The organism is Micromonospora sp. RTP1Z1 (assembly GCF_033804685.1).
Classification (GTDB): Bacteria; Actinomycetota; Actinomycetes; order Mycobacteriales; family Micromonosporaceae; genus Micromonospora.
In genome coordinates this window covers 1-23,970 of the sequence record NZ_JAPFQV010000076.1, presented here as the reverse complement: position 1 = coordinate 23,970, position 23,970 = coordinate 1, and the positions used below count along the sequence as shown (strand labels likewise).

General features: G+C 70.6%; 17 protein-coding genes and 3 pseudogenes. 15 read left to right on the top strand and 5 right to left on the bottom strand.

The window, feature by feature from the left end; genetic code table 11:
- Positions 1-40: 40 nt before the first annotated feature.
- From SLP03_RS27635 to SLP03_RS27585, 11 genes and pseudogenes are all read left to right on the top strand, one after another.
- A pseudogene (locus SLP03_RS27635) lies at positions 41-706 on the top strand (SigB/SigF/SigG family RNA polymerase sigma factor); the annotation flags it as partial.
- 662 nt (positions 707-1,368) lie between these two features.
- Positions 1,369-1,869 carry an inorganic diphosphatase gene (locus SLP03_RS27630; protein WP_319463570.1) on the top strand — a complete coding sequence of 167 codons (501 nt, stop codon included), beginning with the start codon at positions 1,369-1,371 and terminating at the stop codon, positions 1,867-1,869.
- A gap of 163 nt (positions 1,870-2,032) precedes the next feature.
- Positions 2,033-3,157 (top strand): acyl-CoA desaturase, encoded by a 1,125-nt coding sequence (locus SLP03_RS27625; protein ID WP_319463569.1) that lies wholly within the window; start codon positions 2,033-2,035, stop codon positions 3,155-3,157.
- Between the two features lie 213 nt (positions 3,158-3,370).
- On the top strand, positions 3,371-4,717 hold the full coding sequence (locus tag SLP03_RS27620) for a hypothetical protein (protein WP_319463568.1): 1,347 nt from the start codon (positions 3,371-3,373) through the stop codon (positions 4,715-4,717).
- On the top strand, positions 4,714-5,700 hold the full coding sequence (locus tag SLP03_RS27615) for a glutamate ABC transporter substrate-binding protein (RefSeq protein WP_319463567.1): 987 nt from the start codon (positions 4,714-4,716) through the stop codon (positions 5,698-5,700). Before SLP03_RS27620 ends, SLP03_RS27615 begins: the two co-directional genes overlap by 4 nt.
- A 5-nt stretch (positions 5,701-5,705) precedes the next feature.
- Positions 5,706-6,935, top strand: a complete 1,230-nt coding sequence (locus SLP03_RS27610) for a hypothetical protein (protein ID WP_319463566.1) — start codon at positions 5,706-5,708, stop codon at positions 6,933-6,935.
- Positions 6,932-9,226 (top strand): serine/threonine-protein kinase, encoded by a 2,295-nt coding sequence (locus tag SLP03_RS27605; protein WP_319463565.1) that lies wholly within the window; start codon positions 6,932-6,934, stop codon positions 9,224-9,226. The genes SLP03_RS27610 and SLP03_RS27605 overlap by 4 nt, the downstream gene beginning before the upstream one ends.
- Complete coding sequence (locus tag SLP03_RS27600) at positions 9,223-10,257, top strand: PP2C family protein-serine/threonine phosphatase (protein WP_319463564.1); 1,035 nt, start codon at positions 9,223-9,225, stop codon at positions 10,255-10,257. The genes SLP03_RS27605 and SLP03_RS27600 overlap by 4 nt, the downstream gene beginning before the upstream one ends.
- Positions 10,254-11,546: a VWA domain-containing protein gene (locus tag SLP03_RS27595; protein WP_319463563.1), complete on the top strand. Its 1,293-nt coding sequence runs from the start codon at positions 10,254-10,256 to the stop codon at positions 11,544-11,546. Before SLP03_RS27600 ends, SLP03_RS27595 begins: the two co-directional genes overlap by 4 nt.
- A 79-nt stretch (positions 11,547-11,625) precedes the next feature.
- Complete coding sequence (locus SLP03_RS27590) at positions 11,626-12,309, top strand: FHA domain-containing protein (RefSeq protein ID WP_319463562.1); 684 nt, start codon at positions 11,626-11,628, stop codon at positions 12,307-12,309.
- Between the two features lie 276 nt (positions 12,310-12,585).
- Positions 12,586-14,697, top strand: coding sequence for an MMPL family transporter (locus tag SLP03_RS27585; protein WP_319463561.1), 2,112 nt, complete (start codon positions 12,586-12,588; stop codon positions 14,695-14,697).
- 641 nt (positions 14,698-15,338) lie between these two features.
- Here the strand turns inward: SLP03_RS27585 and SLP03_RS27580 are convergent.
- The gene (locus SLP03_RS27580; RefSeq protein ID WP_319463560.1) at positions 15,339-16,004 is read right to left on the bottom strand and encodes a hypothetical protein; all 666 of its coding nucleotides are present in this window, start codon (positions 16,002-16,004) and stop codon (positions 15,339-15,341) included.
- 23 nt (positions 16,005-16,027) lie between these two features.
- Here SLP03_RS27580 and SLP03_RS27575 point away from each other — a divergent pair, with 23 nt between their 5' ends.
- Both SLP03_RS27575 and SLP03_RS31770 read left to right on the top strand, forming a co-directional pair.
- Positions 16,028-17,749: an ADP-ribosylglycohydrolase family protein gene (locus SLP03_RS27575; RefSeq protein ID WP_319463559.1), complete on the top strand. Its 1,722-nt coding sequence runs from the start codon at positions 16,028-16,030 to the stop codon at positions 17,747-17,749.
- Positions 17,739-18,482 (top strand): annotated as a pseudogene (locus SLP03_RS31770) (alpha/beta fold hydrolase); the annotation flags it as partial. The gene SLP03_RS27575 and the pseudogene SLP03_RS31770, both read left to right, overlap by 11 nt.
- On the opposite strand, the gene SLP03_RS27570 reads toward SLP03_RS31770, so the two are convergent.
- Positions 18,467-18,868: an HNH endonuclease family protein gene (locus SLP03_RS27570; protein WP_319463577.1), complete on the bottom strand. Its 402-nt coding sequence runs from the start codon at positions 18,866-18,868 to the stop codon at positions 18,467-18,469. The pseudogene SLP03_RS31770 and the gene SLP03_RS27570 sit on opposite strands and share 16 nt — an antisense overlap.
- Before the next feature lie 86 nt (positions 18,869-18,954).
- On the opposite strand from SLP03_RS27570, the gene SLP03_RS27565 reads away from it, so the two are divergent.
- Positions 18,955-19,398 (top strand): OsmC family protein, encoded by a 444-nt coding sequence (locus SLP03_RS27565; RefSeq protein WP_319463558.1) that lies wholly within the window; start codon positions 18,955-18,957, stop codon positions 19,396-19,398.
- A gap of 867 nt (positions 19,399-20,265) precedes the next feature.
- Here the strand turns inward: SLP03_RS27565 and SLP03_RS27560 are convergent.
- Positions 20,266-20,856, bottom strand: a complete 591-nt coding sequence (locus SLP03_RS27560) for a GNAT family N-acetyltransferase (protein ID WP_319463557.1) — start codon at positions 20,854-20,856, stop codon at positions 20,266-20,268.
- A gap of 242 nt (positions 20,857-21,098) precedes the next feature.
- Here SLP03_RS27560 and SLP03_RS27555 point away from each other — a divergent pair, with 242 nt between their 5' ends.
- Positions 21,099-21,710 (top strand): GrpB family protein, encoded by a 612-nt coding sequence (locus SLP03_RS27555; RefSeq protein WP_319463556.1) that lies wholly within the window; start codon positions 21,099-21,101, stop codon positions 21,708-21,710.
- A gap of 177 nt (positions 21,711-21,887) precedes the next feature.
- Here SLP03_RS27555 and prfH read toward each other — a convergent pair.
- Positions 21,888-22,494 (bottom strand): annotated as a pseudogene (gene prfH, locus SLP03_RS27550) (peptide chain release factor H); the annotation flags it as partial.
- Positions 22,491-23,639: an RNA ligase RtcB family protein gene (locus SLP03_RS27545; protein ID WP_319463576.1), complete on the bottom strand. Its 1,149-nt coding sequence runs from the start codon at positions 23,637-23,639 to the stop codon at positions 22,491-22,493. The pseudogene prfH and the gene SLP03_RS27545, both read right to left, overlap by 4 nt.
- Positions 23,640-23,970 lie beyond the last annotated feature (331 nt).

Sequence of the window (23,970 nt, the reverse complement as noted above, 5' to 3'; positions counted from 1 at the left end):
CCGCCCTGACCGGCGACATCCCGATCACGCGAGGCTCCGGGCCCGGATCATCGAGGCTGACCTGCCGATGGCCAGCCGACTGGCCCGCCGATACACCGGACGCGGAGAGCCCTACGACGACCTGGCGCAGGTCGCGGCTCTCGCCCTGGTCAAGGCCGTTGATGGTTTCGACGTCAGCCGAGGCGTACCGTTCTCCGGCTACGCGGTCCCGACCATCCTCGGCGCCCTCCGCCGGCACTTCCGCGACACGACATGGGCGATGCGGGTACCGCGCCGAGCCCAGGAGCTGAACAGCAGAGTGCGAGCCGCCACGGGCGAACTCACACAGCGACAGGGCCACCACCCGACCACCGCGGAACTCGCCGACCACCTGGAAGTGAGCGTCGACGAAATCCTGGCCGCCCTTACCGCATCGCAGGCCTACCGCCTGGCATCCCTCAACGCGCCCCACTGCGGTGCCGACGACATCGAGACCATCGAACTCATCGGCGCCTTCGATCCCGGCTACGCGGGCGTGGACGATCACCTGACACTACCGCCGTTACTCGCCGCCCTTTCCCTGCGTGAGCGTCGGATTCTCACCATGCGGTTCTACCGCCACATGACCCAGGCGCGGATCGCCACCGAAGTCGGAATATCGCAGATGCACGTGTCCCGGCTGCTGAAGCGTTCCCTGGCCCAGCTTAGGGTCGGAATGCCCAGCTGACGGGCCGCCGTCCCGGTCGCATCCGGTCGGCCGGAGGAGAGCGTCAAAGATCACGAGAGGACCTCGATGCCAGTTGATCCGTCCGTCACGACCGAGTCTTCCGTCATTCTGCTCGTGACCGTCCTGCTCCTGCCGTTGCTGCTTACAACGCTGTTAGGTGGCCGCTGACCAGGTACCAACCGGCTACCGCAGCGACCCGGTCGGGAAGCGGGTGGCCAGCCTGTTCCACCTGCGGGGGGTGGTCCTCTCGCCCTGAACTTCTTCCTGGCGCTCGCCGCCTGGTGGCTGCTGGCCCAGCTGCTCGCGCGGCCGCGCGAAATGCGCCGCGAACGGATCCGGCGCGTCATACGCCGCCGCGCCGGCCGCATCCGGGAACTGCTCTTGGTCCTCGCTCTGCTCCTACCTCTGTTGAACTCACCTCCCTCCTGGGCGAACTGACCTACCACAACGGTCCCGCATCGGTCGAATGCCGGCGGACCCCCCACCGCGGCGGAACACTCTCGGGGTGCCTGCGTTCGCCCCGCCGAACCAGCCGTTACAACTACTGACCCATGTCGTTTATCAGTGTTTCGAACACTTGCATGGCAGCGAGATCGCCGTGTTCATCACCGACCAGGCCGATAGCCGGTCGGAGACTGAGGTCCGAAGGGCGGAGCAGCCGCATGGAGTTCGACGTCACCATCGAGGTCCCCAAGGGAACACGCAACAAGTACGAGATGGATCGCCAGACCGGTCGGATCCGGTTGGACCGCACCCTGTTCACCGCTACTCAGTACCCGGCCGACTACGGTTTCATCGAAGACACCCTCGGTGAAGACACCGACCCCCTCGACGCGCTGGTACTGGTACAGGAACCGACCTTTCCCGGCTGCCTCATCCGATGCCGGGCCGTCGGCATGTTCCGGATGCGGGACGAGAAGGGGCCTGACCCGAAGGTGCTGTGCGTGCCCTCGGCTGACCCCCGCCTCGCGTACCTCGGTGACATCACGGATCTGGAACACTTCCACAAGCTCGAGATCCAACACTTCTTCGCGGTGTACAAGGACCTGGAGCCGGGCAAAAGCGTCGACGTCGAACGCGGGATCTGGGCCGGCCGGACGGAAGCCGAAGCGGAGATCAGACGCTCACAGGAACGCGCCCGCCGGCCGACCTCTGGCAGATGACCACGCTAGGCCGAGCCCCCGGAGCCCTCGTCCGCATACTCGCCGTCCGGCCGGGCGTTTGGTCGCGTCGTTCAGATCTGCCGTACGGGTGGCGGAGTAGGCTGAGGGAAGCGTTTGCTCCAGACCCCGGCGGCGTGCTGAGCGTCGATTACCGGGAGGATTCGTGAGCAGCATCGATTCGACCATCGCGCAGGTGCGGCCAGGGTCGCAGCGCCGTCGCGGCAGCGATTATGCCGAGCTTTTGACCCGGGTGCGGCAGGCAGGCCTGCTCGACCTGCGCCCGACCTACTACGTGATCAAGATCGCAATCAACGCCGCGTTGGTTGTCGCCGGCTGGACGGTCTTCGTGCTGCTGGGGGACTCGTGGTGGCAACTGGTCACCGCGGCGTTCCTGGCCGTGGTCTTCACCCAGACCGGGTTCCTCGGCCACGACGCCGGCCACCGGCAGATCTTCCGATCCCGACGCGCCAACCAACTGGTCGGGCTGTCGCACGGCAACCTGGCGATCGGGCTGGCCTTCGGCTGGTGGGTCGACAAACACCACCGCCACCACGCCCACCCCAACCAGGAGGGCCTCGACCCCGATATCTCGGGCGAAGCCATCGTGTTCACAGTCACACAGGCCCGTGCGCGGCGCGGTGCTGGACGGCTGCTCGCCCGCTACCAGGGCCTCCTGTTCTTTCCGATGCTGCTGCTCGAGGCCCTCTCCCTCCACGTGGCCAGCGTCCGGGCGTTGTCGCGGTCCACGTATCGTGAGCGTGGCCGGGAGGCGCTGTTGCTCGGGCTGCACGCCGCCGCGTACCTCACCGCGGTCGTCGCGGTGTTGTCCCCGCTGCGGGCGTTGGTCTTCGTCGTCGTTCAGCAGGGCCTTTTCGGGGCGTACCTGGGATGTGCCTTCGCCCCCAACCACAAGGGCATGCCGATCCTCACGGAAGACGACGACACGGACTTTCTTCGCCGCCAGGTCCTCACCTCCCGCAACGTCCGTGGCAACTGGCTGATCGACTTCCTGCTCGGCGGCCTGAACCACCAGATCGAACACCACCTGTTCCCCAGCATGCCCCGCGCTTCACTACGCCACGCCCGGCCCATCGTCCGCACCTACTGCCTCGAGCACGGCCTGCCCTACGTCGAGACCACCCTCCTCGACTCCTACCGGCAAGCGCTGCACCACCTGCACAGCGTGGGTCGCAGCGGGCAACCGGTTCGAGAACCCGAACCAGCCGACGTACCCGACGCCGGCCTCGTCGCAGCCAACGGCCGCCATGCCCGCCAACGGAAACGGTGACAACCATGTCCGGCTGGTGAGGGTCACATCAGTCTCCGGGTGGACGCGCAGGTACGGACCGGGCCCGGGCCGGTGGCGCCGGCCGCGGATAGGTTCGACCGCCCCCGTCTCATCCTGTCGCCGGGGCGCCGCAACTTGCGCCCGGCGAGTACGTTGACGGCCAGCAATTCCGTTGACGTCTCGCCCACGGCGAGTGCTGAAAGGGTGGTGCCGGTGACGGCGACGCTCGTCCCCCCGCCGGTGACCGGTGTACGGCGTGCCGGGCCGGCCGGTCTGCGGGGCTGGATCGTCGGTGGCCTCCGGGACACGCCACGCCGGCTGGCCGCCGTGCTGGCCGGCCTGGTCGCCCTGGGGTTCGTCGTTGGGGTGGTGGGGTTCACCGGGGTGCGGCAGCGGTCAGACCTGATCGACGGCGTGACGTCTCGCAGCGGCGCGCTGGTGGTGGCCGCTCAGAATCTCTACCGGGCCCTGTCCGACGCGGACGCCACAGCGGCGAGCGCCTTCCTGTCCGGCGGTGTGGAGCCGGCGGCGCAACGTGACCGCTACAAGCAGGGCGTGACCGATGCCGCGGCGGCGTTGACCGTGATCGCGGCCGGGCGGTCCGGAGACGGGGCCAGGGACGGCGCCGTGGAAGTGATCGCCGCCGAACTCCCGGTGTACACCGGGCTGATCGAGACGGCGCGCGCCTACAACCGGCAGGGGCTGCCGGTCGGCGCGGCGTATCTGCGGGAGGCGTCGGGGCTGATGCGGCAGCGGATGCTGCCGGCCGCCCAGCAGCTCTACCAGTCAGTCGCCGCGGAGCTGGACCGGACGCGCGGCGGCGGCGCCGGGTTCCCCTGGATCGCCGTGCTGCTCGGGCTGGTGGCCATCGCCGGTCTGGTGCGGACGCAGATCTGGCTCACCCGGCGGACCAATCGGCTGTTCAACATCGGTCTGGTGGGGGCGACCGCGGCCGCGGTGGTGCTGGTCGGCTGGCTCGGCGTGTCCGCGGTCGTCATCGGCACCCGGCTGGACGCCAGCGACCGGGACGGCTCGGCGCAGGTGGACCGGCTGGTCCAGGCCCGGGTCGCGGCGTTACAGGCCCGTGCCGACGAATCGCTGACCCTGGTCGCCCGCGGCGCCGGCGGTGACTTCGACAAGGACTACACCGCGGTGATGGGCCGGCTGATCGGCCCGGACGGCCGCGGCGGACTGCTGCGGGACGCGGCCGACCGGGCCGCCGACGAACCGACGCGGGCAGCAGCCGACAGCGCTGCCGGGCGGGCCCGGGACTGGCTCGCCGCACACCAAAAGCTGCGGCAGCTCGACGACAGCGGCCAGTACACCGAGGCGGTGACCGCCGCGGTCGGCAGCGACCCCGCCGCGACGACGAGCATCTTCAACGAACTGGACGGCACACTCGCCGGTGCCATCACCCGTAACAGCGACCGGTTTGAGGCCGACGCCCGGTCCGCCGGTCGAGGTCTGTCCGGCGTGGACGTCGGCGTCGTGGTCCTGGCCGGGTTGATGCTGATCGGTGCCGCGGCGGGCATCCAGCGACGAATCGCGGAGTATCGATGAACGCCTCTCGACTGATCTCGGCGGCCGTGGCGCTGACGGTGACCCTCGGCCTGGCCGGCTGCGGCGGTGGCGGCGGGACCCTGCCGGCCGGCACGTCCGCCGTCGCGCCGGTCCGCCCCGTCGGGGTGCAGGACCCGGCGGATATCCCGGACGGGGCCAACGCCGGGCCTGCCTCCTGCGATCCGCGGGCCAGTCTCCGTCCGGCGGTCACCCAGCCCCGACCCGGCCAGATGCCGGCCGGCTCGACCATGGCTCAGATTTTGCACCGGGGCCGGCTGATCGTCGGTGTCGACCAGAACAGCTACCGGTTCGGGTTCCGCGCCCCGCTCACCGGAGAGCTCACCGGCTTCGACGTGGACGTCGCCCGCGAGGTGGCCCGGGCCATCTTCGGCGATCCATCCAAGATCCAGTTCAGGGCCACGAACTCGGCGGCCCGGATCCCGTCCCTGCAGGACGGGACGGTCGACATCGTCGTACAGACCATGACGATGAACTGCGAACGGTGGCAGCAGGTCAACTTCTCCACCGAATACTTCACCGCCGGCCAGCGGATCCTGGTGCGCCGCGGGTCGCCCGTGCGCGGCATCGCCGACCTGGGTGGCCAGAAGGTCTGCTCGGCGATCGGCAGCACGTCGATCCGCAACGTCGCTGCCGCACCGGCCAAGCCGCTGCCGGTCGGGGTGCCGGACTGGACCGATTGCCTGGTGATGCTCCAGCAGAACCAGGTCGCCGCCGTCTCCACCGACGACAGCATTCTGGCCGGGCTCGCCGCGCAGGACCCCAACGCGGTCGTGGTCGGGCCACGGTTCAGCGACGAGCCGTACGGGATCGGCATCAACCGTGACGCCACGGACCTGGTCCGGTTCGTCAACGGGGTGCTGGCCCAGTTGCGGGCGGACGGCACCTGGACCCGGCTCTACACCCGGTGGCTGACCGCGCTCGGCCCGGCCCCACAGCCGCCGACCGCCCGATACCGGGACTGACCGGCGTGACCGCACCGGCTCCGCTGAGCCGTGACGAGGTCGACGTGGCCATCGTCGCGCTGGGGGCGGCCCACGACCGGATCTCCGCCGCCATGTACGCCCTGGACAACCACCCCGGCCTTGCGGCGGTCCGGGTGCCCGGCCTGACCGGACGGACCGGGCGGTACGCCGCCGACCTGACCGCCCACATCGACGCGCTCTGGTCCCGGTTCAATGCCCTCGGCGCGGTCCTGGACCAGGTCCGGACCCTGCGGGCGCAACGGTCCCGACCCGGTAACGAGGAGCTGGCGGAACTCACATGGTTGCTGCGTGCCCCGGTGGTCCCGGTCGGCGCGAACGGAATGGTTCTCGACGATGCGACGCCGGGTGCTGTCCGGCTGCCGCTGATGGAGCTCGCCCGCCAGCTGGAAGCCGGCAGCGCCGACGCCACCGACCGGTTGTCCGTCCTGGACGAGGTCGGGTCGGCGCTGGTTGTCCGGTGCGGGCAGCTAAATGAGGCGCTGGCCCGGCTGCGGACGGCCGTCGACGCGCTCGGGCCGGACGGGGCGCCCGCCGCCGCCCTCGACCGGCTTGACGAGCGGCTCGCCGACGCCTACCGGGAGGCGTCCGGTGATCCGCTGGCGGTGGCGCCGGGCGGCCCCGGCGCCGGCGCGCTGGACACCCGGCTGCGCGAGCTGGCCGCCGAGACCGCGACGGTGGCCGGCGAGATCGACGCGCTGGTCGGTCTGCGGGACGGCTATCCGCGACGGGCGGAACGGCTGCGCACCGCGGTCGTCGAGGTCGAGGCCGGCGAGGAGGCGGCCGCCCGGGCCTGCGCCGCCGCCGGGGAAAAGATCGCCAACACCGGCCTGCCCGCCGTACCGGATGCCGCCCCCGCGCTACGGGCCCAGTTGGCGCAGCTCGACCAGATTTACCGGGAGCGACGGTGGAGCCGGCTGGCCGACGAGCTGGCGGCGGCAGAGCGGGCCGCCGTCGCGGCGGTCGAGCGGGCCGCCGGGCTGCGGGATGCCGCCGACGGGCTGCTGGGGCGTCGCGCCGAGCTCCGCGGCCGCCTCGGCGCCTACCGGGCCAAGGCGGCCCGGCTCGGCTTCGCCGAGCACACCGAGCTGTCCCGTCGGCACCGCGCCGCCGAGGACCTTCTCTACTCCAGCCCGTGCGATCTGCCCGCGGCGACCCGGGCCCTGTCCGCGTATCAGCGGTATCTCAACGACCTCAGCGAGCGGGGGACGACATGAGCCAGCGGTGCCTACGACCCGACTGCACCGGCACCTACGGGCCGGAGGGCTACTGCGACGAGTGCGGGCGCAAGGCCCCGGCCGGGGTCCTGCCGGCGCAGCCGCCCCCCGGCACCGGACCGGCACGGCCCGGGTCGGGCGTAGGACCGGCGACGCTCGCCTCCGTCGCCTCGACCCCGGTCAGCGCGCGCGGCGGTTCGGTGCGCACCGGCTCGCGGGGCTCCGGCCGCAGCCGTGGGGCCACCCGCGGTGGCCTCGGTGCCGGCCTGATCGAGCTGCCCCGGGTCCCGCTGCGCGACCCGGCCAGCGCGGTGATGGCCGAACCGACGGTGGCCGAGTCCCGCCGGTACTGCATCGCATGCGACAAGCCGGTCGGCCGGGGGCGGGACGGCACCCCGGGCCGCGCCGAAGGCTTCTGCCCCAACTGCGGCACCCCGTTCTCCTTCCTGCCCCGGCTCGGCCGCGGCGACGTGGTCGACGACCGGTACGAGGTGCTCGGCGCGCTCGCCTACGGCGGGCTGGGCTGGATCTACCTGGCCCGGGACAGGAACGTCAGCGACACCGTCAGCGACCGCTGGGTGGTCCTCAAGGGACTGATCAACACCAGTGACCCGGACGCGATGGCCGCCGCCGTGACCGAGCGGCGCTATCTGGTGGAGATCGACCATCCGAGCATCGTCAAGATCCACGATTTCGTGCAGCATCCGGACCCGAAGACCGGGGTGCCGGTCGGCTACATCGTGATGGAGTACGTCGGCGGCCAGTCGCTGCGGGACATGCTGGTCAGCCGGCGGGCCGCCACTGGCGAAAGGGCGCTGCCGCTGCCCGAGGTGATCGCCTACGGCGTCGAGATCCTGCCCGCGTTGGGCTACCTGCATGACCGCAACCTGCTGTTCTGCGACTTCAAGCCGGACAACGTCATCCACGCCGAGGAGCAGCTCAAACTGATCGACCTCGGTGCGGTCCGGCAGGTCGACGACGACGTGAGCGCCGTGTACGGCACACCCGGCTACCAGGCTCCAGAGGTCGCCGAGGTGGGGCCGTCGGTGACGGCGGACCTCTACACCGTGGGCCGGACCCTTGCGGTGCTGAGCTTCGACTTCCGCGGCTTCGCCAGCACCTACGCCGACCGGCTGCCGGACCGCTCCGAGGTCCCCCTGCTCGGCCGCGAGGAGTCGTACGACCGGCTGCTGCGCCGGGCCACCCACCTCGATCCGGACCGGCGCTTCCAGTCGGCGGCCGAGATGACCGAACAGCTCCTCGGGGTGCTGCGGGAGGTGCTGTCGGCCGCCGACGGCGTGCCCCGGCCGGCGGTGTCCCGGCAGTTCACCCCGGAACGGCGGGCGTTCGGCACCGGCGCCGGAGAGGTCGGCCTGACCGCCATCGCCCGGCGGCTCGACCCGGCGGCGGTCGCCGCCGCGCTGCCGCTGCCGCAGGTGGACATCCTCGACCCGGGCGCCGGCTTCCTGACCACCCTGGCGGCAACCCAGCCCGGTGAGCTGATCGCGCAGTTGCGCAACGCCCCGGTGCGCAGCGTCGAGGTGGCGCTGCGCCTGGTGCGGGCCCGGATCGACGGCGGCGACCTGGCCGGCGCCGCCGCGGAGCTGAACCGGCTCTATGCCGACGACCCGTTCGACTGGCGGATCGACTGGCACCGTGGCCTCGCCGCCCTGGCCGCGAACCGTCCCGGGGACGCGCGGGTGGCGTTCGACGCCGTCTACGGCCAACTGCCCGGCGAGCCGGCCGCCCGGCTGGCGCTGGCCGCCGCGGTGGAGTGCACGGGGGATCCAGACCTCGCCGAGCGGCTGTACGACCGGGTCTGGTGGACCGACCACGGCTTCATCAGCGCCGCCTTCGGGCTGGCCCGGCTCCAGCTCGCCAAGGGCGGCAGGGTCGCCGCGCTGCGCGTCCTCGACCAGGTGCCGGAGAGCTCCAGCCATCACATCGCCGCTCAGGTGGCCGCGGTGCGGGCCAACCTGCCGGCGGACGGTTTTCCCGCCAGCGCCGGCGAACTGCTGGCCGCCTCCGGCCGGCTGCAGCGGCTCGGGTTGGACGTCGAGCGGCAGGCCCGGTTGACGGTGGAGATGCTGGAGGCGGCGCTGGCCTGGGTCACCTCCGGGCACGCCCTGCCGTCCGACGCCCGGGTGCTCGGGCATGAGCCGCACGAGAAGGGGCTGCGGCTGGGCCTCGAACGCGCCTACCGCACCCTGGCGCAGTTGGCCGCCGACCCGCCCACCCGCATCGCGCTGGTCGACCGGGCCAACGCCGTTCGGCCGAGGACGCTGACATGACGGCCCCGTCCTGCCCCGAGCACGGCCCGGCCGGCGATTCCGGGGACCGCTTCTGTGAGGCGTGCGGGCGCAATCTGCAGACCGGCGAGGAGGCGACGGCCACCGCGGCCCCGCTGCCGGGGCCGAGATCGGGCACACCGCCGGTCGTACCGTGGTTGTCCTCCCGGGCAACCAAGGGCGACTGCGGCGGCTGTGGCGCCCGGGTGCCGGGCGGCGGATACTGCGACTCGTGCGGCCGCCGGCGCTCGGTCGGCCAGGACCACGCCGAGCTCGACCTCGGCGGCCTTGCGGCGGTGACGGACCGCGCCCGCCGGCCGCGCAACGAGGACGCGGTGGCGATCGGGCGACTCGCCGGCGCCACGGTCGCGGTGGTCTGCGACGGCGTCTCCACCTCGACCCGCGCCGACACCGCCGCCACCGCCGCAGTGGAGTCGGCCATCGACGAGCTGCTGGACGCCCTGCGGGGCGGCGCGGATCCGGCGGAGGCCAGCCGGCGGGGCGCCCGAGCGGGGGCCGTCGCGGCCCGGGCCGCCGCCGGACCCGCGGACCGCGACACCCCACCCAGCTGCACGTACGTCTCCGCGATCGTCGCCGGGGACGCGGTGACGGTGAGCTGGATCGGGGACAGCCGGGCCTACTGGCTCGGGCCGGACGAGGCGCTGTTGACCCTCGATGACTCGTTGCGGGCCCAGGTGGCAGCCGGCCGGCCGGTGCCGGCGGCGCTGGCCGAGGAGGACCCCCGGTCCCCAGCCCTGATCCGCTGGCTCGGGGCGGACGGTGACGACGAGGACGCCCAGGTCGTCACCCTGCGTCCGACCGGTCCCGGCCGGGTTGTGGTCTGCTCCGACGGCCTGCACCACTATCTGCCGGGCGCGAACGACCTGGCCGCGGCGGTGTCCGGTCTGCCGCCGACGCCGCTGGCCGTGGCGCAGGGCCTGACCAGGCTGGCACTGGAGGGCGGCGGCCACGACAACGTGGCGGTCGCCGTACTGCCGTTTCCGGTAACTGAGACAGGAGGAACACCGGCATGAGCGGGCAACCCGAGTTCGTCGCCGAGGTCGACCAGAACGAATACCTACCGGCGGGACGACGGATCGTGGACGCGATCGTCACCGTCACCGCCTCCGGCGCGGACCTGCGGGGTAACGCCGGCCCGCTGAGCGCGGCGCAAGTGATCATGATCGACACCTCCGGTTCGATGACCGCGCCGCACTCGAAGATCCAGCAGGCGAAGCGGGCCACCGCGGTCGCCATCGACACCCTGCGCGACGGAGTGGCCTTCGCGGTCGTCGCCGGCTCGGCGCACGCCCGGATGGTCTACCCGCCGCAGCCGGGGATGGTGCCCGCCTCCCCGCAGACCCGGGCGCAGGCCAAGGCGGCGGTGGCCGGGCTGCGAGCCGAGGGCGGAACCGCCATCGGCGCCTGGCTCAACCTGGCCAATCATCTGTTCGCCAGCCAGCCGGCCGAGGTGAAGCACGCCATCCTGCTCACCGACGGGCAGAACCAGCACGAGCGGCCGGAGGATCTGCAGCGGGTGCTGGACGCCTGCGAGGGCCGGTTCATCTGCGACAGCCGAGGGGTCGGCGCCGACTGGGTCGCCGACGAGCTGCGGAAGGTGGCGTCCACCCTGCTCGGCACCGCGGACGGTTTGGAGAACCCGGCCGACCTGCCGGCCGCGTTCCAGGCGATGACCGCGTCCGCGATGGGCAAGTCGGTGGCTGACGTGTCACTGCGGGTGTGGAGCCCGGCGGGCGCCACGATCCGCTTCGTCAAGCAGGTCTTCCCGCAGGTCGAAGACCTCACCGGCCGGCGCACCGACGTCAGCGCCCGCATCGGCGACTATCCGACCGGCGCCTGGGGCGCGGAGAGCCGGGACTATCACGTCTCGGTGGAGCTGGAGCCGCAGCCGGTGGGGGAGGAGCTGCTCGCCGCCCGGGTCAGCCTGGTCAGCGCCGGTCAGGTGCTCACCGAGCGACTCGTGCTGGCCCGGTGGACCGACGACGAGGAGCTTTCCACCCGGATCAACCGGCAGGTGGCGCACTACACCGGCCAGGCCGAGCTGGCCGCCGCGATCCAGGACGGGCTGAAGGCCCGGGACGCCGGCGACGTCGAGACCGCTACCGCGAAGCTCGGCCGGGCGGTCCAGCTGGCCACCGAGTCCGGCCACGCCGACACCGCCAAGCTGCTGGCCCGGGTGGTGGACGTGGTCGACGCGCCCACCGGCACGGTCCGGCTAAAGAAGCAGGTGGCCGGAGTGGACGCCGAGCTGACCAACGTGCGATCGGTGAAGACCATCCGGGTGAAGAAGACGCAGGCCTGACGGGAGCGGAACGATGGCCACCTGCCCCAAGGGACACGAATCGACGACCGCCGACTATTGCGACCAGTGCGGCGCCCCGATGTCCGGCACGTCGACGCCGGCCCCGCCGGCCGCCGTGGCCCCGCCGTCCGTGGCGCCGGTCTCGCCCGCGGCCCCGCCCGCGGATCCCGTCACCACCGGTACGCCGTGCCCGGTCTGCGATACGCCCCGGACTGGCCGGTTCTGCGAGGAGGACGGCTACGACTTTCTGCTCGCCCCGCCGGTGACCGCGGCGGATCCGCCCACCTTGCCCGCTGGCGTCGCCGTCCCCCTGGCGGGTAGTGAGACGGCCGCCGGACCGGTGGCTTCGGCCGCGCCGGCGGCGCTGGTCGTCGTGGTGGGCACCGACCGCGGCTACTTCGACGCGGTGCTCGGCATGGGCGGCGAGGACGCCGGCGGGCTGACCTTTCCGCGGTTCGTCGTCGAGCGCCGGTTCCCGTTGGTGGGCCAGCAGCTGCTGATCGGCCGGTCCAGCCAGTCCCGGGGCATCCATCCCGACATCGACCTCAGCGGCCCACCGGAGGACCCGGGCGTCTCGCACACCCACGCGCTCCTGGTCCCGCAGCCGGACGGTTGGGCGGTGGTCGACCTCGGCTCATCCAACGGCACGTACCTCAACGACCCGCAATCGGCGCCGGTCCCGTCCGAGACCCCGGTGCCGATCGCCGCCGGTGACCGCGTCTTCGTCGGCGCTTGGACCTGCCTGTCCATCCGCCCCGCCTAACTTGATCTTTAACCTGTGCCGCGCTGGCGGGGATCGACGGGCTTCGCCTTCGTTATGGCTGGTTTTTTGGCGTTCGTTGTGGTCGCGGCTTTGGCGCGGTTCAGGGCTGGGAAATGGATCCCGCTGCGCTCCTCCTCAAGACCGGGCGGAGTGAGGTCGACCCTTAGGGGTTTCGGACAGTAGTGCCGGTGCGTACCGCCGATGTCGGGACGCGCGGATAGACGGGAACATAATCTGGTCTATTGGGGGGGGCTTGGACGTCCAAACGGGGGGATCATGACCAGGTCGGTCGCGAGCTTGATCGCAGGACGCAAGACGAAGTACGTCATCATCGTGTTCTGGCTGGCTCTCGTCGCGCTGGCTGGGCCGCTTGCCGGCAAGCTCACCAGCGTCCAGGACAACGAAGCCAAGTCCTGGCTGCCCGGTAGCGCGGAGTCGACGCAGGTGCTCGACCGGCAGGCGGCGTTCGCGTCGCCCGACACGATCCCGGCCGTTGTCGTCTACCAGCGGTCCTCCGGACTGACCGAAGCCGACCGGGCGAAGGTCGCGTCCGATGCGCGCAGGTTCGGCCAGCTGGCCGAACTCGACGGCCAGGTCGGCGGCCCCATCTTCTCCGGCGACGGCCAGGCGGCGCAGATCATCGTCCCGCTCAACCTCGGCCCTGAGGGGTGGGACAAGGCGGGCGACATTGTCACCTCGATGAAGGACGTCGCGAGGGCCGGCGCCAGCGGGCTGTCGGCGCACGTCACGGGGCCCGCCGGCAGCGCGGCGGACTCCAGCGAGGCCTTCGCTGGCATCGACGGCAGGCTGCTGTTCGCCACGATCGGTGTGGTCGTGGTGATCCTGTTGTTCACCTACCGCAGTCCCGGGCTGTGGCTGCTTCCCGTCATCTCCGCCGGCGTCGCGCTGACCGCCGCCCAGGCGGTCATCTACCTGCTGGCCAAGAACGCCGGCCTCACCGTCAACGCGCAGAGTGCGGGCATCCTGACCGTGCTCGTGTTCGGCGCGGGCACGGACTACGCGCTGCTGCTCGTGGCGCGGTACCGCGAGGAGCTGCGGCGCCACTCCGACCGGCACGAGGCCATGGCAGTGGCGCTGCACCGCGCCGGCCCGGCGATCATCGCGAGCGCCGGCACCGTCGTGGTCGGCATGCTATGCCTGCTCTTCGCCGAGACCAACTCCACCAAGGGCCTCGGTCCGGTCGCCGCGATCGGCGTCCTGGTGGGGCTCGCGGTCATGCTGACCCTGCTCCCGGCCATGCTTGTGACGGTCGGCCGCTGGATCTTCTGGCCGGCGCGGCCCCGATTCGGCTCCGCGGAGCCCACCATTACCGGGTTGTGGGCCAAGATCGGCAAGCGGATCGCCAACCGCCCCCGCGTCACCTGGGTCGCCACCGGCCTGGCACTGGCCGTAATGGCGATCGGCCTCGTCCAGCTCGACGCGACCGGGCTGACGAACCAGGAGACCTTCCGCGGCAACCCGGACTCGATCGTGGGCGAGGAACTGCTCGCCCGGCACTTCCCGGCCGGTGCGGGCAACCCGGTCGTCGTAATCAGCAAGGCGGAGCAGGGCCCTGCGGTGAAGGCGGCGCTCGCGTCGACTGAGGGCATCGATCCGGCCTCGGTCAGCGAACCCGTCGCCAAGGGTGGCCTCGCCTATGTCGTGGGCACCCTCAACGCCGCTGCCGACAGCCCGGCGGCCTACGACACCGTCGACCGCGTACGCGACCGCGTGCACGCCGTGCCCGGCGCGGGCGCTCAGGTCGGCGGCAACACCGCGATCAACCTCGACCTGCAGCGGGCGGCCCGGTACGACCGCAACCTCATCATCCCGATCGTGCTTGTCGTGGTCCTCGTCATCCTGGCGCTGCTGCTTCGGGCCATCGTCGCGCCGTTGGTGCTGGTAGCGACTGTGGTGCTGTCGTTCGGTGCCGCCCTGGGCGCGAGCGCGCTGGTCTTCCGGCACATTTTCGGCTTCGGCGGCGCCGACACGTCGTTGCCACTGTTCGTGTTCGTGTTCCTCGTCGCGCTGGGCATCGACTACAACATCTTCCTGATGACCCGGGTACGCGAGGAAGCGGCGAGGTACGGCACCCGGCGCGCCGCACTCATCGGCCTAGCCGCGACCGGTGGCGTGATCACGTCCGCGGGTCTCGTCCTCGCTGGCACCTTCGCGGTGCTGGCCACCCTCCCGCTGACCGCCTTCGCCGAGATCGGCTTCGCGGTGGCGTTCGGCGTCCTGCTCGACACGATCATCGTCCGAGCGGTCCTGGTCACCGCGCTGAACCTCGACATCGGACGGCACATGTGGTGGCCCAGCCGGCTGGGCAAGATCGCCGACGTGGAGCCCGCCGACGTGGCCCAGCAACCACGCGAGGTCCCCGCCTGACGGAGTTCCCGCGGGTCAGCGGAAGTCACGGGACGCGGGGCCGACCGGCACGGTCAGCGCGCCGAGCCGGTCCACCCTCAGGTTGATCACGCCGTCAGCGGTCGCTACCCCGACTGAGAAGCAACGGCGCCGTTGCGTTAACGGATCGGCGGACGTGTTGAACCCGGGTCTGGTCCGCGGTCAGATCATTTGGGCGAGTTCGGTGAACGCGGCGGCGACCCGCGTGGTCGGCGGGGTGCGACCGTCGTGTCTGGCCGGCTCCCGGCAGCGCGGCAGGTGGATAGTTCGACAGCGGTGGGAGGTCCGTGCATGAGGTTCAGGCGCCGGAACCTGGAGGCGCTCGGGGAGTTGATCTGCGGAAATCCCGGTTCGGTCGATCCGACGTCCGATCACGAGCCCAAGTACTTCCCGTACCTCTCCAGCTCGTATATCACCGAGTTCTTCCTGGAACTCGACACGGAGTGGACGCACGACGAATCCACCCGGGCACTGGTGGGTGGCCGACGTCCTGGAGGCGATGCTGGCCGAGCCCCACGACGCGCCGAACCGTCCACCGGAGATCTTCTGTCGCGTCATCGACCACCTGATGAATGCTCGGTGACCTCTTCGGCCGATCCGAGGTGGTCCAAGCGGGTTGCAGGCTACCGGGAGAGGTACCCCTTGATGCTGGTCGGGACGCGTCCTGCCGCGCCCGCCACGGCGGTCCGCGCCGCCCCGGTCACCGGCACTAGAGTGGTTTGCTTGGGCGGTACGACGATCAGGTCGCCGACCGGCACGACCCGCTCGGCCTGCTGCCGCTGGTCTCCCGCCTGCTCGGTCCAGATGATGTACACCAGCCGGACGCTCATTTGTTCGCTGTCGTCGTTGCGCACGGAAACGGCGGTGAACTGGCTGCTGCGGTCGAGCACGCGGCCGGATTCGTCGACTGGCGTGACTACCGGTTCGACGTCGACGGCCGGGGCTTTCACCGTCTCTGTGGTGCGCACCGAGACGGCTACATCCTCGGCCAATTGGGCTCCCTCGCCTGTGAAGACCAGCACGTCGACGCCGCCGCCTGGTGGGACGACCAGCTGGCCTCGGTCACTGCCGTAGATCGGGGTGACCTTCACCTTCGATAGCGGGCTCCGGGCGGCGTCTAGCGCCGTGAACTCCAGTGTGGGGGCGAGCATTTGGTTGCTGTCGTTGTAAATGGTGAGCAGCTGGTTCATGTACCCGTCGCCGGTGGTGGCGGCGAACTGGAACCGCAGCGCGGTGGCGGGGCGGGGCCGAGCGACGAGCCCGCAGCCGGCGAGCAGCAGCGTGGCCACGAGCCCGGCGACCACCCTGAGGGGTGCCGGCGCCGCGTGCGCGCGGGAGTGGGGGCGGGGACGGGTCGCTGTCGAAGAGAGGGGTGGCACCGGGGCAGGATACGGCGGGCGGATCGGGGCGTTGCCTGCGATGGGTTCCGTCGGCGGCGGCGGCGTCGTCGGGCCCGGGCCCGGGCCGGCCATCGCCGGGCCTACCGCGGCGCAGGAAGTACTCGACGGCGTGTCGGGGCTCAGGTCAGCGGGGACCAGGCGTCGGGGTCGGCCATCGACCCACGGCCTCGTTCTCGACTTACGCGGGCAACACTCTGCGAACCCACCTGGTCAACGTCCCAGCCCGGCTCGCCCGCCCCCCAACGCCGTCTGCTCGACCAACTGGCGACAGTCGGCGTGAACCAGCTGACGAAGTTCGGGGACTTGCGGGCAACGCGCCCGGTGAGTACAGCGACGACACCCAGATGGCGATGTGCATCGCGGAGGTGTCCGCCACCGGGGCGGATCTGCGCAGCAGCGACGCCCTCGACCGCATCGCCGGCAACTTTCTCCGGTGGAAACGGGAGGGCGCCAGCGATATCGGGGCACAGACCCGGGAGGTCCTCGGCGCGGTCTCGCACGTGAGCGGAGCAGGCATCGCCGCGGCGATGCGAGACGCAGCCGCGGAGCTGCACAAGAGAACGGGCCGCAGCGCGGGTAACGGGTCCCTGATGCGTACCGCACCGGTCGCGCTGGCCTATCTCGGCCAGCCGGAGGCGCTCGCGGAAGCCGCCCGCGCAGTCAGTGAGCTGACCCATCACGACCCCCTGGCCGCAGACGCGTGTGTGCTGTGGTGCGCCGGAATCCGCCGGGCGGTTCTCGACGGGACCTTCGACGGCGTACGCGAGGGTCTGGACCTGCTGCCCGCACAACGCCGGCACCAATGGTCGAGTTGGTTGGCCGAGGCGGAGTCCAAGCCGCCCGAGCAGTTCCGTCCCAACGGCTTCGTGGTCACCGCGTTGCAGGCCGCCTGGTCGGCGATCACACACACCGACGTCCCGGACCACAACCCAGGCCACGGCAGTTTTCCCTGCCAGCATCTCGAACGCGCTTTGACCGCAGCGGTGCGTGTCGGCGACGACACCGACACGGTCGCGGCGATCACCGGGGCCCTGCTCGGCGCCCGGTGGGGCTCCTCCGCGGTGCCCCTGGCCTGGCAGCGCATCGTTCACGGGTGGCCGAACCGGCGCGCGGCGGACCTGATCCGCCTGGCCGTGCTGACGGCCCAAGGTGGCAGGACCGACCACGCCGGCTGGCCGGGCTGCGCCCGCGCGCCACGGCCTGCGGTTGCACCGTTGATGCTGGCGCACGCGCACGACCCCGGGGTGATCCTCGGCAACCTCCACACCGACGCGGCCGCGGCGGGCGCCGGAGCGGTGGTCTCCCTGTGCCGGGTTGGCTGTGAGGACTTCGACGACGTGGCCGTCGTCAACCGGGTGTCAACGTGGCTGGTCGACCAGCCCGGCGCCAATGCGCAGCCGCACTTCGTGGTCGATCAGGCCGCCCGGATCGTCCTCGAGTTGCGCAAGGAGGGCCATGTCGTGCTGCTCCACTGCGCCGCCGGTCAGAGCCGCACGCCGGCGGTCGCCGCCCGCTACACGACCTTGACCACCGGCATACCGGCGCGCTCCGCTCTGGCCGAGCTGCGCGGACTGCTCGGCGCGCACGGCTGGACACTCAACCCGGAACTGCGGCAGGTCGTCGAACAGCTTTGACCGGTTACGTGTACGCGCTCGACCTGCCAGGAATGGGGTACTCCGAAATTGTGCCCTGGGCTTCCTGCCAGGAACCCGCCATGCGCGCAGGCGTCGAACGACTCATCAGGAACTTGATCTGCGCGACGTGACGCTCATCGGGGAGTCCAGGGGAGCCGTGCTCGCCCTCACCGCGGCGGCCGACCTGCCCGAGCGGGTCCGGCGTGTCGTGGCGGTGAACCCGTACGACTACGCCGACGGAATCAAAAGGGCGAACATCCTCGCGCGATTCGTCATCACGGGGGTACTCGCTCCCGGGGTGGGCCCGGTGTTCGCCCGGCTGGAGAACAAGCCGCTCATGCGCGCCAATCATCCGCGGTGGCGTCGTGGATGCGGCCGCCCTCCGGCCCGACTACGTGACGAACTCGCCAAGGTCGGCCACCACCCCACCGCTCGTGCTCGCCGTCGGCGAGGTCGAGCTCAGCGCGCACGGAGTAGCGACGCGAGTAGCCAAGGTGCTGCACACGGCCGGACTACCCCGTACCTCGGCGGACCCGTTGAGCAGCGCAGGGCGAGGTTGACCGGGGGTGGCCCGCTCCTGGCAGTGCGGGGGTACGGGGCATGCAAGAGGCCCCCGGCGAACCGGGGGCCTCAGCGGTGCTTCCTCAAGTGTCAGCAAGGGGAACGCAGAAAGGGAAAGGCCTTCAGCCACCGCAGGGCGCAGGTTACCAGCCAAGATCAAGCCAGGCAGTGACGCCCTGACCGATCTCGGTAGAAGGCGCGGACGACGGTGATCGTGACGTTGGGGCAGGAGTTGGCCCAGCTGGTCAACGCGTTCTTCTCGCGGTGTCCACGGGTGAGCCGCCAGCGGATCTTCGTGGCAACCCACTCGTTGATGTATCGGCATCGGGCCGAGCTGTACGGGGGCATCCAGGTGGCGGGGTCCTGGTCGCCCTTGGCCTGGTTGACGTTGTCAGTGACGGCGACCAGCGGCCGGGAATCGCCGAGGTCGTTGGCATAGGACTGGCGGCGGCTGGTGGTCCGGTTCCGGGTGCCAGAGTCCCACGCCTCGGCGAGGGGCACCATGTGGTCGATCTGGAGGTCGCCGGGCGCGGCACTTCTGGTCGACGCTGTCCTGATGTGGCGGTCTCGACGGTTGAGGATGGGCCGATCGGCCGGCCAGGCCGGTGGCTCGGGGGCCAGAAGGCCTGGGTAGTTTCCCTGTCATGAGTGAGGACACTTTCCGCTCGGTGGAGATCGAGCGCACCAGCGTGGGGAAGTACGTCGTGCGGAATGTCCGCGGCGGATCGTTGTCGATGGGCGCGGGCGAGGACGTCAGCTTCACGCCGGTGGAACTGCTTCTGGCTGCCATCGGCGGCTGCACTGCGATAGACGTGGACCACATCACCAGCCGCCGCGCCGAGCCGACCCAGTTCTCCGTCGAAGTCACCGGCGACAAAATCCGGGACGAGGCCGGAGGAAACCGGATGCAGAACCTCAGGGTCGAGTTCACCGTAACGTTCCCGGTGGGTGCGGACGGCGACAGGGCGCGCGAGGCGCTGCCCCGGTCGCTGCAGCAGTCGCACGAACGGCTCTGCACCGTCTCCCGTACCGTCGAACTTGGCACTCCCGTCTCGATCGTCGAGGCTGCGGGTTCCACCGGGGACTGAGGTCTCCGGGCGGCACCCGGGGTTTACGGGCGGCGAGGCGTTCGATCACCCCGAGGGCGAAATGCTGGTGCTTCTCGATGTGCCGCCCTGCGGCCGTGACGTCGCGGATGGGGCGGCGGCAGACGTCTTGGCCCCCGCTGATCCCTCCTGCCCTAGAACCATTACGAGCACAGGGGCCACGCTGCCCTGACGCACCACGCCGTAGGCCAGCCCTTGCTGGCTTAGCCGCGCTGAGTTCCCAGGCCGTCGTGCGTGACCGAGGAGAGTACCGCCAAAGTACGTCACTTTCGCTGACACTTTCGCTTACCCGCCCTCGGATCGCTCGCGTCGTGCCGCAGGGCGGACGGCCCCGCGTTAGGCAGACTCTCCCCGTTGACCGTGTGGGTCCATATGGGGCGGGATCGGGGAGCGGGTGGGGAGCAGTCGGGTGCACTGAACGGCGTTGAGCTGCATTCAACGGCAGCGATCAGCAGTCAACGGCAGTCTATGTCGCCTGGTAGGGGAGTATCCGCAGGTCAGCGCGGTAAGGAGCTTCCGACTGCTTGGGCCTTGCAGGTGGGTGCAGATTGGGAAGCAGGTTGGCGAAGTGATCACCGTGTCCGAAGTGCTCACCGAGGCCGGACAGTGGGAGGCGCTCTGACGGGCTGCGAGATGGACGGGCGAGTCGGCGTGGCCTCCCGAGAACACCGAAGTAGTCTCGCTGGCGGCGTCAGGCGGTCGATGACGGCGCCTCGCGCATCGACAGGCGCCTCTGTGTTGTTTGGACGACGCGTCAGCGTACATCGCACGAACTGGGACGCCTATCTCACCGGCAACGCTCTGACCAGGGCGTTCTGCTCGATGACCCCTGCGGCCGCCCCGAAGGCGTCAACTCCAGTGCGTTACATGATCACTTGCGCAACGTCCGCTTCTGCCGAAGTTGCTCTGGACGGCGCCGTTCTGCTGCCAGCCAGGAGAGATCTGGTACAGGACATGCCGGCGGAGCCGATGGCCCAGCGGTAGGTTGGGGTGGTCGAAGTCGTCGGCTGGGTCGCGGGTCATGCCGAGCCGATCCATGACCGCCCGGGACCTGGCGTTGATAGCGGCCGTGAAGGAAACGATCATCGGAAGGCCCACGCGGGTGAACCCGTAGTCAATCGCCGCCCGGGCTGCCTCCGTCGCGTACCCCTGGCCCCAGGCCGGTCGCGCCAGCCGCCAGCCGACCTCCACCGCGGGTGTGAAGTGGGCCTCGAACCCCGGCACAGACAGGCCGGTGAACCCGACGAACTGTCCGGTCGTGACCACCTCGATGGCCCACAGCCCGAACCCGTGCTGGTCGAAGCCGGCCTCGATACGGTCGACCAGCAGGTCGCTGCCGTAGCGGGTCAGTGGGGCGGGAAAGTGCTCCATAACCTCGGGGTCCGCGTTCATCTGCGCGAACGCTGCCCGGTCCGCCGCCCGCCAACGCCGCAGCCGCATCCGCTCGGTCCTCAGTTCACGGCCGGCACTCACCGCCGCCAACTTTACCCCGAGACGCCTCCCTCGCCATCGCGACCCGACCCGCCCCAACCGCCTGCGGCACCCGCTCATCCCGCTGGCCGGGTGTCAGCGGCTCAGCGGGCACGTCCGGTCATAGCCGATGAGCGGATGAACTGGCGTGCTCCAGCGCAGCGATCTCCGATGTCGTACCCTGACCAACTTTGCTTCTTTCGGAGGTTGGGTTGGCTGAGTATCCGCAGGAAGTCACGCAGCGCTTCCAAGGCACCCCCGAGCAGATGGCTGCCGCCTTGGTAGGCGAGCCCCTGAGGAGGTGGCAGTCCATCGTCATCGAGGATTACGACCCGGCCTGGGTGGATCGATTCGCTGCTGCCAGCTCGTTGCTCAACGAGGTTCTGGGCGGCCTGATCATCAATGTTGAACACGTCGGGTCCACATCGGTGCCGGGCCTGGCTGCCAAGCCCATCATCGACATCGACCTCCTTGTTCAGGACACCACCGACGAGTCCCGCTACATCCCCGCCCTTGAAGGGCTCGGGTACCGACTCGTTCTCCGAGAGCCGTGGTGGCACGGGCACCGGATGCTCGTTGGCCCTGCGGAGGACGTCAATCTCCACGTGTGGCCGCAGGTTGCGCCTGAACCTGTACGGCACAGGCTCTTCCGCGACTGGCTGCGCTCGCATCCAGAAGACCGGGAGCTCTACGCCACGACCAAGCGGCGCCTCGCGCGGGACACCGCGCATCAACCCAGCGACTACAGCCTGGCGAAGAACGACGTCATCGATGACATCTATGGGCGCATCTTCGCAGCAACCGGCGAAGAGGGCCGGGGCTGACGCCACACCTCACCCACGAAAGCCACGGGTCCCATTCCTCTGCGACAGACGCCTCGGATGGTCCAGACCTTAGTCAGGCGGTACGTCAAGCTCTCGTCTGCCGCGGCGAGCGCGGCCGTGTGACTCCGCCGTCGCTGGCGCGCCCACTCTTGCGGGCAGGTCCTGCCCCGACGCCTCCGGACGTTCGATGCGGGTGGGGTTGCCGCGTACGAGCTCATCGTGGATGCGCCAGCGGGCGGTGGTGACGGCGCGTCCTGCCGCCTCGTCGCCGTGCTCGATGCGCTGTCGCAGCAGCTGCATGGCGATGCGGCGGTTGAGGCTGAACTGCCGCTCGGTGTCGACCACGACGACGATCCCCGAGGGGCGGTGGGTCGCCCCTACCGCCGTGCTGGCCTTGTTTCGGTGTTGACCGCCGGGGCCGCCCGTGCGGCAGGCGACGATGTCGACATCCACCTCCGCGAACCTCGTGCGCGGGGTGCCGACTTGGCAGGGTTGGGCGATGACATACCAGTTCTTTCGGCCGGTGTTGGTCCGGTAAGGGCTGGGGGCCTGCCAGCACAGAGTTCCGGTCCACGAGGCTGCGAAAGCCTCGGCGTCGGCTCCGGAGATCTGGACCAGGACCGATCGATAGGTGCCTGGCCGGTCACCGGGAACGGTCTGGACCCCGATAGGTCTCCAGTTTCTGCCGGGTGGCGTCGGCTTCCAGGCGCCGAACCAGCCGGGCCGTCGCCCAGGCACACTCCTGCGGGCCACGCCCGGCCGACAGGAGCAGGTGGACGCTCACGGCCGGCCTCGCTTGCGGCGCTGGTCCCGGCGGTCCCGTTGGGGCGTGGTCCCGAGGTCGGGCGTCTTGTACGTGACCAGGGGGACCGTGGTGGCCACGGGCGTGGCCAGGTCGTGGTCGACGAGGTCGGCGATCACTTGCTCGATGCGCTTGTAGGCCGTCGGTGCCTCCTCGAAGAGCAGCTGGCGGTCGCCGCACACCACCAGCGACCCCACCGGCGTGCGGCGCAACTCCTCGACCGTGTGCTTTGCCCGGCCCCGGCGCAGGGCGTCGGCGCGGGACATCTTGCGGCCCGCGCCGTGCGCCACGGAATGGTTGGCACCCGGCCCGGCGTGGGCGGCCACGAGATAGGAGGGGGTGCCTCGCGTACCGGCGATGAGCACATCGCGGCCGTCACCCGGCGCCGTCCCCTTGCGGTGCAGGTAGGCCCCGTCGCGGATCTCGACCAGGTTGTGGCACTGGTCGACGACCGGCTCGGTGGGCTCGGTCCCCAGGGCGTGGGCGACCCGGGCGGCCATCAGCCGCCGGTTGAGTGATCCCCAGCGCACGGCGTCGTCATGCATCGCCAGGTAGGCGGTGGGATCAGGGGCGGGGCCCGCGCCGTGGACCGCGGTGTGCGCCCGCAGGATCCGCTCGCCCAGCCCTCGGGAACCGCTGTGGACGATGAGCACTAGGTCTCCGGCGGCGAGCCCGAGACGGCTCGCGTGGCCCGGCTCGAAGACGGTCTCGATCCGCGCCAGCTCGACGAAGTGGTTACCCCGGCCGACCGTCCCGAGGCCCTCGACGTGACCAGCGGGAATATCGCCCTCCACAACGGCCCAGGCCGGGTCGTCGGCATCCTGCTCAGGGTCCATCGCGCGGTCGAGGTCGGGGAACCGGGCAGCAAGCTTCTCCGGTACGGCGCGCTTGAGCTTGATAGGAAACACGGCGATGCCGCAGCCGATGTCGGAGCCCACCAGGAACGGGTACAAGACGGTCGACGCCATGGCGGCCCCAATGGGGGCGCCCTTGCCCGAGTGCAGGTCCGGCATGGCGGCGACGTGGATCATGCCGTCGAGGGCGGCCACCTGGTGACACTGCGCGAGGGCGTCGGACTCGATCCAACTTGTCGGGGAAGCGAACACGGTGACGGTGGCCGAACTCATGGCCGGGGTGGACTGCGGTAGGAACTCCTGCCGGGAGTGTTGCGGGGACAAAGACGCTCTCCTCGCTGAAAAGGTATGGGCGGACGGCATTACGGCGCGGGCCGGCGCCGTGGGGCCTCGGAGCAACGGGTTGCTGTCCGTCAGAACGTCATGGACACCACGCTCCCTGAGCCCACCGGGCGGAGCAAACGGTTTTCGGCTGTACGGAAGGTGTCAACCTTTTCGGGGCGGATGGTTCAGGGGTTCGTTGACTGAGTCGGCTCGTCGTTGGGCTTGTTGATCCACGCGGGTTCGGGTAGGGCGGGTGGTTGTGGGATGCCGCGGACGAATC

What these genes read in the sequence shown, in the direction of transcription:
- SLP03_RS27600 (WP_319463564.1), top strand. Translation starts at nt 9,223, where the DNA reads ATGACGGCCCCGTCCTGCCCCGAGCACGGCCCGGCCGGCGATTCCGGG.
- SLP03_RS27590 (WP_319463562.1), top strand. Translation starts at nt 11,626, where the DNA reads ATGTCCGGCACGTCGACGCCGGCCCCGCCGGCCGCCGTGGCCCCGCCG.
- SLP03_RS27615 (WP_319463567.1), top strand. Translation starts at nt 4,714, where the DNA reads ATGAACGCCTCTCGACTGATCTCGGCGGCCGTGGCGCTGACGGTGACC.
- SLP03_RS27545 (WP_319463576.1), bottom strand. Translation starts at nt 23,639, where the DNA reads ATGAGTTCGGCCACCGTCACCGTGTTCGCTTCCCCGACAAGTTGGATC.
- SLP03_RS27585 (WP_319463561.1), top strand. Translation starts at nt 12,586, where the DNA reads ATGACCAGGTCGGTCGCGAGCTTGATCGCAGGACGCAAGACGAAGTAC.
- SLP03_RS27595 (WP_319463563.1), top strand. Translation starts at nt 10,254, where the DNA reads ATGAGCGGGCAACCCGAGTTCGTCGCCGAGGTCGACCAGAACGAATAC.
- SLP03_RS27605 (WP_319463565.1), top strand. Translation starts at nt 6,932, where the DNA reads ATGAGCCAGCGGTGCCTACGACCCGACTGCACCGGCACCTACGGGCCG.
- SLP03_RS27560 (WP_319463557.1), bottom strand. Translation starts at nt 20,856, where the DNA reads ATGCGGCTGCGGCGTTGGCGGGCGGCGGACCGGGCAGCGTTCGCGCAG.
- SLP03_RS27565 (WP_319463558.1), top strand. Translation starts at nt 18,955, where the DNA reads ATGAGTGAGGACACTTTCCGCTCGGTGGAGATCGAGCGCACCAGCGTG.
- SLP03_RS27630 (WP_319463570.1), top strand. Translation starts at nt 1,369, where the DNA reads ATGGAGTTCGACGTCACCATCGAGGTCCCCAAGGGAACACGCAACAAG.